The sequence below is a fragment of the Spirosoma sp. genome, assembly GCF_048594605.1.
Classification (GTDB): domain Bacteria; phylum Bacteroidota; class Bacteroidia; order Cytophagales; family Spirosomataceae; genus Spirosoma.
In genome coordinates this window covers 1-17,174 of the sequence record NZ_JBMDWV010000170.1, presented here as the reverse complement: position 1 = coordinate 17,174, position 17,174 = coordinate 1, and the positions used below count along the sequence as shown (strand labels likewise).

19 protein-coding genes and 1 pseudogene are annotated in these 17,174 nt (G+C 46.3%); 3 read left to right on the top strand and 17 right to left on the bottom strand.

The features are described 5' to 3' along the window. From ACOJS8_RS10695 to ACOJS8_RS10660, 8 genes and pseudogenes are all read right to left on the bottom strand, one after another. Nucleotides 1-346: pseudogene (locus ACOJS8_RS10695) on the bottom strand (sulfite exporter TauE/SafE family protein); the annotation flags it as partial. Between the two features lie 121 nt (nt 347-467). Next, nucleotides 468-719, bottom strand: coding sequence for a hypothetical protein (locus ACOJS8_RS10690; protein WP_420148533.1), 252 nt, complete (start codon nt 717-719; stop codon nt 468-470). A gap of 68 nt (nt 720-787) precedes the next feature. Beyond that, complete coding sequence (locus ACOJS8_RS10685; protein WP_420148532.1) at nt 788-1,114, bottom strand: hypothetical protein; 327 nt, start codon at nt 1,112-1,114, stop codon at nt 788-790. Between the two features lie 150 nt (nt 1,115-1,264). Continuing rightward, complete coding sequence (locus ACOJS8_RS10680) at nt 1,265-1,825, bottom strand: carboxymuconolactone decarboxylase family protein (RefSeq protein ID WP_420148531.1); 561 nt, start codon at nt 1,823-1,825, stop codon at nt 1,265-1,267. 400 nt (nt 1,826-2,225) lie between these two features. After that, nucleotides 2,226-2,774, bottom strand: a complete 549-nt coding sequence (locus ACOJS8_RS10675; protein ID WP_420148530.1) for a hypothetical protein — start codon at nt 2,772-2,774, stop codon at nt 2,226-2,228. Nucleotides 2,775-2,957: 183 nt separating this feature from the next. Continuing rightward, a complete protein-coding gene (locus tag ACOJS8_RS10670) occupies nt 2,958-3,743 on the bottom strand; it encodes a helix-turn-helix domain-containing protein (RefSeq protein ID WP_420148529.1) in 786 nt (261 codons plus the stop codon). Beyond that, nucleotides 3,740-4,396: an NAD-dependent epimerase/dehydratase family protein gene (locus ACOJS8_RS10665; RefSeq protein WP_420148528.1), complete on the bottom strand. Its 657-nt coding sequence runs from the start codon at nt 4,394-4,396 to the stop codon at nt 3,740-3,742. Before ACOJS8_RS10665 ends, ACOJS8_RS10670 begins: the two co-directional genes overlap by 4 nt. Before the next feature lie 6 nt (nt 4,397-4,402). After that, on the bottom strand, nt 4,403-5,431 hold the full coding sequence (locus tag ACOJS8_RS10660) for an SDR family oxidoreductase (protein WP_420148527.1): 1,029 nt from the start codon (nt 5,429-5,431) through the stop codon (nt 4,403-4,405). Nucleotides 5,432-5,732: 301 nt separating this feature from the next. Here ACOJS8_RS10660 and ACOJS8_RS10655 point away from each other — a divergent pair, with 301 nt between their 5' ends. Beyond that, a complete protein-coding gene (locus ACOJS8_RS10655) occupies nt 5,733-6,506 on the top strand; it encodes a methyltransferase domain-containing protein (RefSeq protein ID WP_420148526.1) in 774 nt (257 codons plus the stop codon). 3 nt (nt 6,507-6,509) lie between these two features. Here ACOJS8_RS10655 and ACOJS8_RS10650 read toward each other — a convergent pair whose 3' ends face one another. From ACOJS8_RS10650 to ACOJS8_RS10610, 9 genes are all read right to left on the bottom strand, one after another. Beyond that, nucleotides 6,510-7,430, bottom strand: a complete 921-nt coding sequence (locus ACOJS8_RS10650) for a helix-turn-helix domain-containing protein (protein WP_420148525.1) — start codon at nt 7,428-7,430, stop codon at nt 6,510-6,512. 57 nt (nt 7,431-7,487) lie between these two features. Beyond that, nucleotides 7,488-8,528, bottom strand: a complete 1,041-nt coding sequence (locus ACOJS8_RS10645) for an NAD(P)-dependent alcohol dehydrogenase (protein ID WP_420148524.1) — start codon at nt 8,526-8,528, stop codon at nt 7,488-7,490. Between the two features lie 143 nt (nt 8,529-8,671). Beyond that, entirely contained in the window at nt 8,672-9,580 is a 909-nt protein-coding gene (locus ACOJS8_RS10640) for a helix-turn-helix domain-containing protein (protein WP_420148523.1), read from the bottom strand. A gap of 8 nt (nt 9,581-9,588) precedes the next feature. Beyond that, nucleotides 9,589-9,939: a hypothetical protein gene (locus ACOJS8_RS10635; RefSeq protein ID WP_420148522.1), complete on the bottom strand. Its 351-nt coding sequence runs from the start codon at nt 9,937-9,939 to the stop codon at nt 9,589-9,591. 12 nt (nt 9,940-9,951) lie between these two features. Then, nucleotides 9,952-10,395 carry a DUF2147 domain-containing protein gene (locus tag ACOJS8_RS10630; protein WP_420148521.1) on the bottom strand — a complete coding sequence of 148 codons (444 nt, stop codon included), beginning with the start codon at nt 10,393-10,395 and terminating at the stop codon, nt 9,952-9,954. A 3-nt stretch (nt 10,396-10,398) separates the two neighbouring features. Next, entirely contained in the window at nt 10,399-11,175 is a 777-nt protein-coding gene (locus tag ACOJS8_RS10625) for an SDR family oxidoreductase (protein WP_420148520.1), read from the bottom strand. A 122-nt stretch (nt 11,176-11,297) separates the two neighbouring features. Beyond that, a complete protein-coding gene (locus tag ACOJS8_RS10620; RefSeq protein ID WP_420148519.1) occupies nt 11,298-11,654 on the bottom strand; it encodes a DUF2200 domain-containing protein in 357 nt (118 codons plus the stop codon). Nucleotides 11,655-11,676: 22 nt separating this feature from the next. Next, complete coding sequence (locus ACOJS8_RS10615) at nt 11,677-12,186, bottom strand: hypothetical protein (RefSeq protein ID WP_420148518.1); 510 nt, start codon at nt 12,184-12,186, stop codon at nt 11,677-11,679. A gap of 114 nt (nt 12,187-12,300) precedes the next feature. Next, nucleotides 12,301-14,463 (bottom strand): alpha-rhamnosidase, encoded by a 2,163-nt coding sequence (locus tag ACOJS8_RS10610; RefSeq protein ID WP_420148517.1) that lies wholly within the window; start codon nt 14,461-14,463, stop codon nt 12,301-12,303. A 327-nt stretch (nt 14,464-14,790) separates the two neighbouring features. On the opposite strand from ACOJS8_RS10610, the gene ACOJS8_RS10605 reads away from it, so the two are divergent. Together ACOJS8_RS10605 and ACOJS8_RS10600 are read left to right on the top strand one after the other, a co-directional pair. Next, complete coding sequence (locus tag ACOJS8_RS10605) at nt 14,791-16,209, top strand: L-fucose/L-arabinose isomerase family protein (RefSeq protein WP_420148516.1); 1,419 nt, start codon at nt 14,791-14,793, stop codon at nt 16,207-16,209. A 53-nt stretch (nt 16,210-16,262) separates the two neighbouring features. Then, entirely contained in the window at nt 16,263-17,150 is an 888-nt protein-coding gene (locus ACOJS8_RS10600) for an alpha/beta hydrolase (protein ID WP_420148515.1), read from the top strand. Nucleotides 17,151-17,174 lie beyond the last annotated feature (24 nt).

The following is a 17,174-nucleotide window of genomic DNA, read 5'->3' as shown; positions in this document are numbered from 1 at the left end:
CGTATCGGATGTAGTTCCAGTCGACCCGTACCCGCAATCCTAAAATCAGCAGGCTCGCTGAAGTCATACCAATACTCTGAATAGCGAACGAAAAATTACGTGCTACGGGTGGGGGGATCTTCAGCAGTAAGGTAAACACAGGATACGAAATTGCTGCGCTCCCTTCCGGGCTCGATCCGGCAATAAATGAGCCGAGTACCATCGTCAGTGCCGCTGCCCACCGGCGCGCCAGAAAACCCACATCTGGCAATGAACGCATGTACCAGAGCCAGCCGCTCAAAACGCTGATCAGAAACAGAAAATAAAGAATCGGAATACGACGGACTGGCCGCAGCGAGGTAGACATGGGGGGGGCATTAAACAGATTGACGATACGTAACAACACAGCGTTCCGCGTGCGGCAATGGTAGGGTCGGTAACTTTTTCGTTTCCGGCTCTACCATTGCCGCACGCGGAGAAGAAAGCGTTTACTTTTTCAGTAAGCTAAGGATAGTCTCCTGATTGGCGAGGATGGCGTCCAGCGATTGCTGGTTTTTCAGGATAGCCTCCTGATTACCTAAAATACTATCCTGATTGGAAATAATGGTTTTTTGGTTGCTCAGAATCGAATCGAGACTATCCTGATTTTTCAGAATCGATTCCTGGTTTTTAAGGATTGCTTCCTGGTTGCTCAGAATCGATTCCTGATTTTTTAACACTTGCTCGTTTTGGGACTCCATACTTTGTTTTGATTTAGTTAAATGAACGGATTAATAAGCCTCATCCTACACATGACCCTGGATGCTGATTACAGCGCATACTGTTGCCGGAGTACAGGACTCGTTTCAGGCGGCCCTGTATCAGCCTGGGCCGACAACGATGGCTCAGGTAAATGGGGCTGATCATGGGTTTGATGAGGATTTTGTTGCAGCCATTTCTGAAAGCGACGGGTAAGAAATGGCAGAGCGAGGCAGACCATATACGGTACCAGCAAACAGGTCAGGCAGAATGTACGGGCGATTAACGGCCAGTGGGCCATAAATGGCAACTGAGTAAACCCATAGCTAATGATTGTACTGAAGGGAAACATAGCAGACCATACCAACAAGGCCATCTTCCATTTATTTATCTTCATGGGAAAATCGGTTTAGGTAAACGTGAAGTACCCTATAATTCGATAAGCGAGTAAAAATGTCCTCACCGGTTAGAACCGGCGAGGAACACGAAACTAACTTATGCTAATTTTTTCTGAACCGAATGAACACTACGTGTCCATTCAGTATGTCTAAGCGGGCTGCTCTTCGTTGAAATGCACGTAGCCTTTCGTTGCCAATGTTTCACCCATGTCAGCATAAACCGCTGAGTCCTGAGGTGCCCAGGTAGCAAGGCCATCAACGTAGCGGTTGTACATGCAGAAAGCAGCGGCTATCAGCACCGTATCATGTATATCCTGATCGGTAGCGCCGTGCTCCCGTGCTTCGGCTACCTGTTCGGGTGTTACGTATTTTCCGCCCTGCCGAACGCTACCAGCAATAGTGAGCAGTGCTTTCATTTTGTCTGAGACCGGAGCCGTGTCCGGATTTTCCCAGGTTTGGGCTACCACCTGTTTGTCCCGTCCGAGCAAATAGTCGGCGGCTGCACCGTGGCTGGTCGAACAGAAGAAACAATCATTTCGCCGGGATGTGTAAGATGCGATTAGCTCGCGTTCACCCTGTGTGAGCGAATCACTAGCATTGGTACGTAGCAGTACTTCGGCTAGTTCATTTAATGGTTTGGTCGTTTGAGGACTATAGGCCATTGGTCCTAAAATACCGGGAAGCCCTTCTGGAAGTTGTATATGAGGCATTGTGGTTTTACGTAAAGTGTTGAAAATATATGATGGGTGTAGTGTTCTGATACTACACATACGTAGCGTTCCGATCTGATCCTGTGTTAGTTGATCGAAATGGAAACGTATAGCTCGATTGCCCGTGGGCAACGATAATCATTGGCGAATGACGTTCTGCCAGTCGATTGACTGCTTCAGGTATTTAAGTGGTTGATAACCGTTTCTAATCAGTCAGGCAAGTATTGGGAATCAACGACATGCATTTTTACCCACAACGAATGACACGAATCGTCAGGTTGCGTGGAAAATCCAAGCATACGCTCAGGCTGTGTATCAAAAAGACGACCAGCGGAACCAGTAAGAAACGAGAATGTACACGATTGACTCCGCTTGATAGGTACAGCGGTATAGTATTCTCCTAAGCAGCCATTTCTGGCGGAGGAGAGTGAATTGGCGCGGTGCGCGTGGAGAAAGCAACAGAGGTACCGGCAATCCGAAAAGTTGGGACTAGGGTACTCGGTAACACCTGGAGCGATATAGACGAACCGGGTGAATACTCTTTAAGCAAAAGTTTAAGCAATTGATTGGCTTTGTGCCCGGAATCGGACGAGTCCGTCAGGTGGTCGTTCAGAAAAGCGAGCAGATCCTCCTGCCAGATGGAATGATTTTGAGCCTCCAGCCCAGCAATCAGCAGTCTGCCGTTCTGTACCTCTAAACTCACAACCGTATAATAATGACCCCGGTAACGAAAACCGTCCTCAGTTGTATGCGCAATGGCTGTTAATTCAGCCTGATCTGTCAAAGGAATTTGAAATTCAACGATGCTATCCACCGAACGGTATACCTGCAACCGCTCCGACAAGTCGTTTTCAGCCTGCCACCACCCCCCTATACCTATGATGGCACTGGCCAGCATATGGCATACGAGTAGCGCGAATAAGCCAATCGAGACCTGTTTCTGTATCATAAGGATACTGTGATTCCTCGTAAATATAATACGGGCATTTAATAATCAACCATTGCGTAGTAGCAAATCCAGAAACTTTTGAATTCTATGCTACTGAACGTGTATGACGATACGTAGCAATACACTTAGAGCGTATTGATTAGTACAGTAGATGGTCAGCTATACTACGCATCTAAATCATTCTCATTTTACTACGTTACCCGGCGGTAACCCAAACTCCTTCTTAAACGCAAATGAGAAATGCGATAAATCTTCAAAGCCTAAATCCAGATAAATCTCTGTTGGTCTTTGTCTCTGTTCTTCAATCAGAAACCGGGCTTCCTGCAATCGTCTTCTGACCAGCCAACGATTGGGCGTTTCATTAAAAATGACTTTAAAATCTCGTTTGAAAGCAGACAGACTACGACCGGTAAGAAAGGCAAAACGCTCCAGACTTACGTTGAATTTGTAATTCTTATGCATAAACTCTTCGAGATCCAGCCGTCCAGGAATGTCAAAGTCGAAGAGAATACCTGACAATTCAGGTTGCAACTGCAACAGGATAAGCAATAATTCTTCTCGTTTTAAATCAGAAAATGTTTCGCTGATATTTCCAGAATCCATGTAATAAGGTTCCAATGATAGCAGAAAGCTATTGACTAATTTATCCTTTTTGAGCTTAATAAAAGCGTCTTTTGACGTATTATTATGACACGTTATCGGGTGCTTCCTTTGAAATTCTTTAAGGAAATTCTCGTCGAAAAAAATAATAACTTTTTCAAACTCACTATTCACTTTTATTTTGTTGTAACGAGCCAATCTGTTTTTACGAACCAGACAACTTTCGCCTGCTTTCAGTACGTACTGTTTATTGCCGTCGTAGCCATTCATGATTCCCTTTGCCAGAAACAAAAAGAAATGTTCGGCAATGAATTGTTCGGGCGAAATAGCCGGACCAACAAAACAGGATTTTATTTCCGTTATTTTCATTGCTTCGCCTGCAATCGTATATCACTAACTTCTAAAATTGATTTGTTATATCCTTTGGCTACACAATTAATCATTGCCAGCCCCACTTCCCGCATGGTACACGCCCAATTCGGAAAGATCAATAACCATAAAGGATAAAAGAGTTCAAAAACTCGGTAGATAAACCGGACGTTTTGCTGTCCTTTTACTGGCTTCATAAATCCGGGACGAAAATTATAAACTGCCTTGAAGGGTAATTTCAGCAACGCATTTTCGGTTCTTCCTTTTACGCGTGCCCACATTACGTTGCCTTGTTCTGTGCTGTCGGTACGATTGCCTGAAACATAGATAAATGTCATTGCCGAATTAATTTTCGACAATGTTTCAGCAAATGGAACAACAAAGTCAAACGTTTTTCGGGTGAACGATTCTTCATTTTCGCCAACTGCACTTGCACCAGCACAAAAAAAGCAGGCATCATAATTTTTCAATGGCTCAGCATAGTTTTTGATTTCTGAAAAATCGTTTACCAGTAGCTCATTTAGCTTTTCGTGTTTTAGCGCGAGTGATTTTCTATTTATAATCAGTACCTCCGTAACAGCGGGGTTTTCCAGACAGACTAGTAAAACGCCTTCGCCAACCAAGCCTGTAGCGCCGGTGATGATTATTTTCATACCTGTTTAGTTTACAAGATCTAATTTTATCAAACTATTCGCAGTGGCTAAAATAGCTTCTTGAGCAGAGCGGGGCTTCCACCCTAACATGTTGATGGCTTTTTCGCTGCTTGCTCGTTTCACCATGCCTAAATAAGGAGCAGCCGCTTTCAATTTTGGATTGAATATGGCCAATAACTTGATAAGCCAGTTTGGTAATTCTCTGGTTGGTACGTTAATCGCTTTTTCTCCCAGATTTTCTCCGAGCACATTGGCTATGTCCAAAAGCGACAATCCTTCTCCTGCAACGGCTATAAAGCGTTGACCGTTTGCCTGTGGCATTGTCATGGCTTTAACATGCAAATCGGCTACGTCGCGTACATCTACATATCCCGAAATTATTTTCGGACAGGCTTTCATACTACCATTCAGCATCTGTTTGATATTTTGAATGGAATGCGAAAAATCCTCGGATAAAACAGGCCCCAAAACGCCCGTCGGGTTTACCACGGCAAGCTCCATTCCTTTGCCTTCGTTTGCTATAAAATCCCAGGCCGCTTTTTCCGAAATAGTTTTGGAACGTTGGTAAGGTGCAACCGTGTCGTTGATGACTGTCCAATCTTCTTCCGTATAAAGAGTAGTTTTTACGGTCCCAAACCCTACAGCGCCGAAAGCCGAGGTAAGCACCACTCGTTTTACGCCTGCATTTTTTGCGGCTCGCAACACAAAGAGCACACCGTTTTTGGCGGGAATGACGAAATCATCCTCTGTTCTTGCAGCAGTATAGGGTGTCGGTGAGGCCACGTGGATAACGTACTGACAACCGTCAACGGCTTTAGGCCAGCCTGCTTCATTCTGCAAATCAGCTTCTACAAACGATAACCCATCCAATGACCGAATGCCGCCTTCTTTCAACATCTGCTTTACACTCTCCGCTTTTTTTAGCGAACGTAACGTAGCTTTTACTTTGTAACCCTTGTTAAGCAAAGCAATGATACAATAAGAGGCAATAAACCCCGAACCTCCTGTCACCAATACTGTTTCTTTCGTTTCCATTATTGACAATTGAAAGCACAAATGTCAGTAGTGAAACAGAAAGCTCGTTTGCTTAAAAGTCCAAAGTTATTTGTTGAAAAGTCCAGTTATGCGCAGGGTTGCTTAAACAGAGGCATCCAACATTTGTGATGTGATCGTGGATGATAACGTAGGGAATTAGCACGTATTTGCTACGTTGCTTATCTAGCCATTTACCAACTACCGGAACACAGAATATCAGAAAGAGGTAGTATAGGGAATGTTGTAGCCAGATCAGTACCTTCAATTAAATTAACGAAATAAGCCAACGTACTAAAGCGTTATGCCTTGGAATCCTGACGTGTACAATCAATTTAAAGATATCCGTTATCAGCCATTTTTTGATTTGATGGTCTTGATATCCGATAAGGGATTAAAAAAAGCTGTGGATATAGGATGCGGTACAGGTGAGCAAACCCGTATTTTATCGGAGCAATTTCCAAAAGCAACCTTTGTTGGCATAGACCCATCGCCCGAAATGCTGGCCAAGAGCAAAGCGTTCGAACGTAAGAATCTACATTTTGAAAATACGAGTGTTGAGGCCTTTATTGCCGATACGTCGCCCCAGCAATGGGATTTGCTTTTTAGCAATGCGGCTTTGCAGTGGTCGAACGATCATGAAGCGCTGTTTCCGCAATTAATAGCCAAATTGAGCGACAGAGGCCAATTTGCCGTGCAGATGCCGGTACAGCACGAGAACCTGCTGAATAAGCTTTTATATGAACTGGTGCAGGAAAAACCGTTTGTGGCTTATCTGCAGGGTTGGAAACGAACGTCGCCCCTGTTACCTATCGACCAGTATGCACAACTGATGTTTGAACACGGTTTGCAGGATATTCAGATCATCCAGAAAGTTTATCCGATCATTGCCGATGATGCCGACAACTTATTCGATTTTATCTCGGGTTCTGCGTTGGTGCCGTATCTGGAAAGGATGTCACCCAGCGAGCAACAATTATTTATTGACGCATTTAAAAATCGTATCCAACAGGCGTTTAAAAAATTTCCGGCTATGTATGCCTTTAAACGACTGCTGCTGTATGGAAAACGAACGTAGCGATTAATTAAAGGACTGCCGGAATTCCAGCGGTGATACGTTCGTTTTGTTTTTAAACAGCTTGTTGAACGATTGCGGGTACTCAAACCCTAACTGATACGCTATTTCGCTGACAGTCATCTGAGTGGTGGTCAGCAACTCTTTCGATTTTTCGATGAGCTTGTTGTGAATGTGCTGCTGGGTGGTTTGGCCAGTCAGCGAACGTAGCATATCGCTCAAATAATCGGGTGTTACGTTGAGTTGATCTGCTAGGTATTGAACTGTGAGAAGCCCCGAAAACAGATTTTTTTCATCGTTAAAATAATCCGTAAGCAACTCGTCTACTTTCGACAGCAGGTCGTGGCTGTGTGCCTTTCGGGTGATGAATTGCCGGTTATAAAAACGGTTGGCGTAGTTGAGCAGCAACTCTATGTGCGATACGATAATATCCTGACTGAAATGGTCGATGTTTACCTTCAGTTCCTGATCGATCTGTTGTATCAGCGAATTAATGGTCGTTTGCTCGCTGTCTGACAAATGGAGCGATTCGGCAATGTCGTACGAAAAATAGCCATAACTACTGATCGTTTTGCCCAGCGTAAAATTCCGGATCAGGTCGGGTTTGAACAAGAGTAAATAGCCGGTTGTGGTCGCATGGGGCAATGGCTGTAGCTTGAAAACCTGCCCCGGTTTGGTAAACGTCATAACGCCTTCGTTGAAATCATAATCACGCTGTCCGTACATCATTTTGCAGGTATGCGACTGTTTCAGCGCAACGCAATAGAAATCGTGCGAAAAGTGCTTCCACACATCCGAATGACTGTAGTCCAGCAGACTAACGTCCAGCACACTGATCAACGGATGCAGGGGTTTAGGCAGCCTGAACAATTGGTGCCATTCGGAAATGGATTGAATGATATGGGGTGATACGGCATGTTTTTTCATCTGAATCTTATTTGACGTCGCAGCGGAAGAGCTTCTTCCGCTGCATGACTACGAAATTTACAGCGTTGACATATCGATCACAAACCGATAGCGTACATCGCCCTTTGCCAGGCGGTCAAAAGCGGTGTTAATGTCTTTCATGTCAATCAGTTCAATGTCGGAAACAATGTTGTTTTCGGCGCAGAAATCCAGCATATTCTGCGTTTCCTGCAAGCCGCCAACTCCCGAACCCGTAATGGCTTTGTTACCGGCAACGACGGAAAACGATGAAATCTCCCATGGTTTGGGCGGCAGGCCCAGGTTGATATACGTACCGTTCGTTTTCAGGATGGCCAGATATGGATTTATGTCGTGATCGGCCGATACGCTGTCCAGAACAAAATCGAACGAATGGAAAACGGATTTCATTTGCTCATCGTCTTTCGAGACAACAAAATGATGGGCTCCCAGTTCTTTTGCCGCTTCTGCTTTATTGGGTGATGTACTGATTATGGTTACCTCTGCCCCCAGCGCTACGCCAAATTTCACAGCCATATGCCCCAAACCACCCAATCCGACTACGGCCAGCTTATGGCCTTTGCCTACTTTCCATTTACGTAGTGGCGACCACGTAGTGATGCCAGCGCACAGCAATGGCGCAACCGCAGCAAGATCTAGTTTATCGGAAATGTGGTGCGTAAAATCTTCGTTGACAACAATCGTATTCGAATAGCCGCCATACGTAGGCTTACCTTCTGTATCTAAATTATTGTACGTCTGCACTGGACTAACGGAGCAAAATTGTTCATGACCACTTTGGCAGTCTTCACATTCCCGACACGAATGGATGATCGTGCCCACTCCGGCCGTATCACCAACCTTAAATTTCGTTACGTGTTCACCAACGGCGATGATTTTACCCACGATTTCGTGACCGGGCACCAGCGGAAAAATACTGATACCCCAATCGTTATGCACGTTGTGGATGTCTGTATGGCAAACGCCACAGTACAAAATCTGCACCTGAACATCGTGCGGACCTACGTCTCGTCTTTCAAAATTCCAGGGCTCCAATTGGGCATCTTGTGCAAGGGCTGCGTATGCTTTTGCCTGTATCATAACATCATTTGGTTTACAGCACAAATGTCGCCTGAAGACGTAGCAGCCATGTTATCCAAATCCGCGCAAGTTGTATCCAAAAAATCCACACGTTCCTTCGCCCATCCGCGATGCAACGACGGACGAGCCTGTGGACGTAGCACCTAGTTAAAGGACTGCCGGAATTCGACGGGCGATTGGTGAGTTTTGCTTTTGAAGAATTTGCTGAAGCTCTGCGAGTGCTCGAAGCCCAGCTCATAGGCGATCTCACTGACAGACAGGTCGGTCGTGGAGAGTTTCTCTTTGGCTTTCTCCATGAGCTTTTCGTGAATGTGTTGCTGGGTGGTTAGTCCAGTGTGCTGCTTCAATAAGCTGCTCAGATATTTGGTCGATATGTTAAGCGTATCGGCAATGTATTGCACGGATGGCAGGCCCTTAGTAATCAGATCTTCATTGTTGAAATAGTCAGTCAGTACGTCCTCCAGCCGGGTCAGGACTTTGCTGTTGGTTATTTTCCGCGTGATGAACTGCCGTTCGTAAAAGCGTTGCGCATACGTAAACAAGAGCTCTAATTGGGCAATAATTACGTCCTGACTGAACTTGTCAAGATTGGCCTGGTACTCCTGACGAATATTGTCGATAATGCCGTTAATAATCGTTTCTTCCTTTTCGGAAAGAAACAAAGCTTCGTTGGTGGCGTAATCGAAATAATCGAATTGCTTGATTTTTTTGGCCAGTGGCGTTCCCCATAAAAAATCGGGGTGTATGAACAGCATCCAGCCCTCCAGATTGACTGGCACGCCATTTTCTTCCCCACGCAAAATTTGTCCGGGTGCCATAAACGCCATTAAGCCTTCGTCGAAATCGTACCTCTGCTGGCCATAGATCAGCTTGTCGCAACCTCTTTTTAGGGAGACAACATAGAAATCAAAGATTACGGCATTGACATCTGGATTGTTTTTCAGGCCGCTTACGTCAATGATGCTGACCAGTGGATGATGCGGCTTGGGAAGTTGCGCCAGTCGGTGCCCTTCCGTAATGGACTTTATCCGGATTGGTTTTAGGATAGTCATACCCTCAATTAGTTTTTGAATGGATATTTCAGCCAGATCATGATCAGCGGCATCGCAAGAAACGGAATTTCAATCAGCGCCATTCGGTAGTCGCCCGCCCGTAACGACAACGCCATGATCAACACAATCGTAATCGCATTCAATACGTTGCCGATGAAAAACGTCTGCGGAAACAGCAACATCAATCCGATAATAATAGAGAATACGCCGAAAAACGGCATTACCGATTTCGTGATGCCCAGATTCGCCATCATTTTTGCCTGCTCGGGCGTGCTGGGCTGAAAGGCATCCCAACCATGTTTGACACTCAGAAAAGCTGAAACAGCTATCAGTACGATACTAATGATGCTCTTTGTCATGTGATTTACAAGTTATGGTACTCGGTTAAGTTTCATGGTTTGGCCTAACAGGGAAATGCCTACGTAGCCACGGAATTCCAGCTCACTGCTGTTTTTTAATTGGGCTTTCAGCCGATACGTTCGGCCATCATCCGGATTATACAGTTTACCGTCGGTGTATTCGCCATCGTCGTAGACGAGATTGGTAATATTGACGATATTTTGCCTTGATCGGTAACGCAAACTTTTGTCAGGATTCTTATAATCGTTTTTCGGCGTTTTTCCATCGGCTTCATACATGGTCGAAGCCCACAAAAGTTTTCCGGAATACGTATTGTTTGTTTTGTAAATTTCGAACCGAAGCCCAACGTCTGAATCGATACTGTGCCAGATACCACTGATTTTATCTGCCGGTTGCTGCGCAAAACTTACCACAGAAAAACAGAGCAGGAAGATTGCAAAAAATAGCTTTTTCATGGCTTAGTTTTTCTGCGCTTTGAATTTCCTGAATTCACTATGACCAAAATTCAATAGTAATCCAGGCGCTACTCGACTGGCGATTTTTATCAGGTTGATCGCAAACGGTTTTAGCTCTTTCTTATCGTTTTGAAGTCCTTTTATCGCCACGCTGACCATCTGCTCTACACTCATCATCATGCTAGGATTAGGAGTAATAGCCCAGTCGTTTTGCAGGTTGGTATTCACCCCCGGCGGAATCATTTCGAAGACCTTTACATTCGTATCTTCCAGTTGCAAACGTAATGCCTGCGTATAGGCACGAACGCCCGCTTTGGTGGCGCTGTAGATGGGCGCCACCGAATAGGACATAAAGGCAATCCCCGATGATACGTTCACAATGGCGGCCGATTTCTGTTTCACCAGATGCGGCAAAAACTGATGCACCATTTGGACAGTACCCGTAAGATTGGTGGCAATTTCCTGATTGATATTGTCCAGGCTCAGCGACGAATCCTGCAAATCAATAAGGCGCATCAATCCGGCGTTGTTGATAATGATGTTCAGCTTCGGAAACTGTTGTGTTACGTCCTTGTAGAGTTGCTCGATGTCTTTTAGGTTGCTGACATCGCTTTGAAACGTGTGAACGTCCGGAAATTGCTTTTTTGTTTCGTCCAGGGCATCGAGTTTCCGGCCGGTCACGATGACGGTTGCGCCCTGTTCTGTGAGTTGCCTGACAAGCTCTAAACCAATTCCGCTGGTGCCGCCTGTAATAAGGACAGTGCTGTTTTTTAAGTCCATGTTTTCTGTTTTTTGATGATGCAAAGTTCTGCACCACTCAGAAAACAGATGTAGCCGAAAGTCGTAATGTTGAAGCCAAAAGGTAGGAAGCACAGCTCGTCATCGCTTGTATCGCGGATGATCTATCTTCTCAAAATCTTTTCCATTGGTTTGCCTTTGGCCAGTTCATCGATCAACTTATCCAGGTAGCGAATCTTTCTCATCAATTCGTCTTCAATTTCTTCAATGCGATACCCGCAGATTACGCCGGTAATTTTTGATACGTTCGGATTAAGTTGTGGCGCTTCGGCAAAAAAAGCTTCGAACGTCGTTCGGTTGTCGATGTGCTGTTGTAAGGTTTGGGCGTTGTAGCCTGTAAGCCAGAAGATAATCGTATCGACTTCTTCTCGGGTCCGTCCTTTTTTCTCCGCTTTCTGAACGTAGTGCGGATAGACGCCCGCAAACGACATTTTATAAATTCGTGTGTTCGTAGGATTCATGTGACTGTCGGGTGGGTTTTGACTATGCTCCCGGAGCTCCTGCCGCCATCATCATAGACATGTAATAATTGGCACAGTGTACTGAGGTTATCAACAGTATTTCTTTGTTGGCAAGAGCCTCAAAAGCGTCAGATACCATAATTTGATATTCGTAATTCATTTTGCTCCATTTTATCTGCGGTTTCGTAACCAGCAATTCAATACCGTCCTGATCTATCAGCAAAAACGACTCTTTAAAAATACCTTTATGTTTGAAAACATACCCTTTTTCAAAGCCATCGAAATACGTTTGTATAACTATGTCTCCATTCCAGTTCATTTTGAATTTTAGCCGTACCTTATCGCCATCCTTAAGTTCAATTGTTGTGCCCCAAAAACCTTTCGGCTCAATCGTATAGATTAAGCCATTGGCCAGTTCTAGCGTTGAATTAAACGTAAACCAGCTTTGGTAGATAAGCTTGCCAATTTGACTATCACCTTTCGTTACATCAAACGATAAAGAACCGTTTGATTTTGCCTGGTATTCGGTCATAGCTGGTTCAATTTAATAAGTGTCAGGGTTCATCTATTTTCAAAAACGCGTATTTATGGTATAGCCAACTATACCATAAATACGCGTTTCTAAAAAGGCAATTAATTCAAAACTTTACCCCTTATAATTCACTACGTAGTTCTTTCCTTTTTCGATCGTTAGTTCGTATGTACCATTGCCCGTAGCGCGGACTACCCCCTGTTTGCAGATGGGTTTGGCTTTGCTTTTAAAACGAAGCGTTCCGGTTCCGGCGGCTCCCGTTACTTTGATTTCCTTGGTGCTGCAATACACGCTGATGTCGCCTTCTGGCGTGGGTACTTTGCCGTCTATCCATTGCAGGCCACCGAGTTGGGGTTCAATCAGATACGTAGCGTAGGCCGGGCTGGTGGGCTTTACGCCCAGGTAATATTTACCAAGCAAATAAATTGGGCTGGCTCCCCAGGCGTGGCACAGACTCTTGCCATAATTGCGTCCATACATGGCGTAATGCTCCGCGCCTTTCTTCGTCGGATTGTATTCTTCCCAGAAGGACGTAGCACCGAGGTTCAACATGCCGCCCCAGTAATCCTTTATCTCCTTTGTTACGTAGCTCTGTTCACCCAGCGCACAGAGTGCTTCGAGTTCGTAGAAACGCATATACGGCGTGGTAATTTTCGGCACGTCTGGATTCAGTAGAACGTATTGTTTAACAGCCTGTTTCTGAGTGTCATTCAGATAGTTGAAGAAAATGGCGAACATGTTAGCGTAGCGCGTTACGTTGTCCGTCGGTTTGCCATCCACCCGGCTGTGTACGAGTGCATGTTTGCTGTCGCTCCAGTATGCGCTGAACAGCTTATTCTTTACGTCGGCAGCCAGTTGATTGTATTTTTGCGCGTTTTGGCTATCGTTCACCAGATTGGCGCATAAAGCCATCGTTTCCAGACTGCGGGCAAACAGCAATTGCTCAAAACTGACTTCACCTTTCTTGCTCAATCCTTCGGCCCAGTCGATAAACACCCAGTCGCCAGCGAGTCCTTCCAGTAGGCCGTTTTTGTTACGTCGGTCCAGACAGTAGTTCATCAGACTTTGCATGCGCGGGTAAAACTGCTCGATAAACGCTTTGTCGCCTGTGTACTGGTAGTAATCGTAAATACTTATGAACCAGTACAGTGTGTAGTCCATAATGGTATTGATATGGCTCGTAACGGGTTCTTTACCACGTAGCGCCAGCATCGTACGCGTAACCGATGGCGAGTCGAACAGCAGGTAGTAGTTCATCAGGTAACTCTGGGCCGCATCGCCCGACCAGATCCAGCGGTCGCGTTTGATGCCGTCAATGAAAAACTCGCGGGTGTTGAGGTGCAGGGTATAAGCCGCTACGTCGTAGATTTTGTTGATCTGTTCGTCGTTGCAGCGAAAACTGCCCCGGTCGGCAACGGGTAAGTATTCGTACAGCATCGACACCGAATCCATCGCTACGTTCCCATCGAACAGCACATTAACGTAGCGAAACGCTTTAGTCAGTTCCATCGTGGAATCGCGTTTCTGTGTCTGTGCTAGTTGCAGAAAATCAGTGGTTTCGGTATGGGCCGTATCGCGCGCTTCTTCGGGCGACTCACCGTAATAAATGTTGACGTTGCCTTTACCCGACAAGCCGTGAAGTTTGACAAAACCAAAGGTTTCTTTCCCGAAATCCAGAAAGATAGAACCCTGCTTTTTCTCAGTTTTTACTGCCGATAATGCTTTGGTATTCAGCCGAAATTTCGAGGGTGGCAGTTGTGGATCGTTGAAATTCCAGGAACCCGCTTTCAACCACGTAGTACCCGACTGATCGGACGCTTTCCCCGTTTCGTCAATCCATTCCTTATCCTCGAACGTAACAAGCCACGTAGCGTCCGACACTACGTTCCTGCCCCGAACGTAAATCGCCGGAACCCGATCCTGACAGAAGACTTTAAGACTCACTTTGTGCTTGCCAGCCGGTACGGTAATCCGCTTTGGGTAGCCCGGATACGCTTTTCCATCAATTTTTACGTTGTATTTCCCCTCTACAAACAGCTCTACCTCTTCGGCTTGTGCCAGGTCAAAATCCTTATGAAAATCAATTAGGTTGTAATGACTGTCGAGCTTCCAGAACGGCGGCAGGAACGTAGTGCGCTCCGTCCGTCGATTCTGCATGTTGTTGCCCAGCCAGATCTCGAAATCGCCCGGATACCAGATCCAGGTTGCCTGATTCTGCGCGTAGCCCCACGAAAAGAATGATAAAAGTAGAAAGAGTATGGAAAGAACTTTTTTCATTTGCGAGAGAAAGAAAACGATTAAAAAGCAAAAGTAGGAACACTTTAGAAAGCAAAGGAAAATTTAGCCCGTATTTAAAAAAATAATTATCAATTCGGTACCATTAATTGGCTCTAAACGCACGAAATGACCGATGAAGGCTACTTAAATTTGTTGTTTATTCAATCAAAGTAAGGCTAAAATCTTGATTATTGACTGTCTACTAAAGTACGTATGTTTCGTTTTCTTTCTTTTGTTTTCTATTTATTGTTTTTATCTTTGCTAAGCCGGTAAGTATGAACGCAACAAGACCCACTTACCGTTTGACGCATAGCGATCTACTAACCCATGAATGTAAAAACGAGTGCTCCCATCACCTTAGGCGTTATTATTGGAAACCGGGATTTCTTCCCCGATAAACTAGTGGGCGAATGCCGGACCGATTTGCTGGATGCCTTTCAGAAAGCGGGCGTTAATCCGATCATGCTTCCCGAATCGGCCACCAAATTGGGGGGTGTTGAAACCTTTCAGGAGGCCCAGAAATGTGCCGAACTGTTTCGCAAACATGCCGATGAGATTATGGGCGTTCTGGTGGTGCTACCCAACTTTGGTGATGAAAAAGGCGTTGCCGAAACCCTGAAACTGGCTCGGTTGGACGTACCAGTCCTCATTCAGGCCTACCCCGACGATTTGAACCGGATGGACGTAGCGCGTCGTCGTGATGCGTGGTGCGGCAAAATTTCGGTTTGTAACAACTTATACCAGTTCGGGATTAAGTACTCACTCACGACAAAGCACGTCGTGCATCCCTCCGACCCTGGCTTTCAGACGGATCTGAAAAATTTCCTGGCGGTTTGCCGGGTGGTGAAAGGGCTACGTAACGTTCGGATTGGCGCGGTTGGTGCACGTCCGGGTGCCTTTAATACAGTACGGTATAGTGAGAAGATTCTACAACGGAACGGGATTTCGGTCGTCACCATCGATCTGTCGCATATTCTGGGGTCGGCCAACAAGCTCACCGCAGCCGATCAATCGGTGAAAGACCGGCTCGAAGCTATCAAAGCCTATACGCCCACCGGACGCACCCCCGACGACAAACTGGTGCAGATTGCCAAGCTGGACGTAGTGCTGAACGATTTCATGCAGGAACACGCGCTCGACGCGACGGCGATTCAGTGCTGGACGTCGCTTCAGCAAAACTATGGCTGTAACGTCTGTACGAGCATGAGCATCATGAGCGAGAATATGCTCCCCAGCGCCTGCGAAGTCGACGTAACGGGTACGCTTAGTATGTACGCCATGCAACTGGCCTCCGGCTCACCGAGTGCGCTGGTCGACTGGAACAACAACTACGCCGACGATGAAAACAAGTGCGTACTGTTCCACTGCGGAAACTGGGCTAAGTCGTTTTTGCCTGATATTGAGATCAGTACAGCCCCAATTCTGGGAACCACCGTTGGCGAAGAAAATACGTATGGGGCACTGGCCGGTCGTACGCCCGCTAATCCGCTCACCTTCGGACGTATCAGCACCGATGACCCGAAAGGAATTATGAAAGCCTATATTGGCGAAGGTATGCTGACCGACGATACACTTAATACGTTCGGCAACCGCGCTGTGGCTCAGATCGATAACTTACAGGGACTGATGCAGTACATCTGCCGGAATGGATTCGAGCACCACGTAGTGATGAATGCCTCCAAAACGGCCGGAATTCTGAAAGAAGCCATGGAAAACTACATGGGCTGGGAGGTTTACACGCATTAGCATTTCCCCATGTCTCCTGAAGGGGATTTAGGGGTTCAAAAATAAAATCAGCCATGAGAGCGCTTTTCGTTGTATTCGTCCTGTTATCGGGGATGGCTCAGGCCCAGCAGAAGGAGGTTCGGCTGTACGATGGTCCGGCTCCTGGTTCCGAGAAATGGAACTGGGAGGAAAAAAAGAATAATAAAAACGCCATCAAGCTGATGACGGTTTTCAACGTTGTCAACCCGACGCTTACCGTGTTTCCGGCCGACCCAGCTGTTGCTAACGGTACGTCCGTTATCATCTGTCCGGGTGGAGGCTTCCATTTCCTGGCGATTGATAACGAGGGGAATGATGCCGCAACCTGGCTGGCTAAAAAAGGCGTCACCGCGTTTGTATTGAAATACCGCACCGCTCACATCAACACCGACGATCCGTTTGCCGATATGATGGCGGGCATGAACGGGCCACGCAAAGCCGAATGGGAGGCCGAGAACAAAGCCACCATTCCGCTAACGATTGCCGATGGGAAAGCGGCTGTTGCCTATGTTCGCAAGCACGCGGCTGAGTACGGAATTTCTCCCGATCGGGTTGGTATTCTGGGCTTTTCGGCGGGTGGTACGGTAACGGCTTCAGCGGCTTTTAATTACACAGCGGACAATAAACCAGCGTTTGTAGCGCCTGTTTACGCCTACATGCCTGATGCCCTGCAAAGTTCGGTCGCTACGGATGCGCCACCGATGTTCATTGTCTGCGCGTCTGATGATCAGTTGAATTTAGCTCCGCACAGCGTATCCTTATACAGCAAGTGGCTGGCAGCCAAACGCCCTGTTGAGCTGCATATGTACGCCAAGGGAGGCCACGGTTTTGGGATGAACAAACAAAATCTGCCAACGGATCACTGGATTGAGCGGTTCGCCGACTGGCTAACGCAACAGAGCCTGATGAAATCCAACCCATAAAAATCAGTTAAGCAATGACCTCCA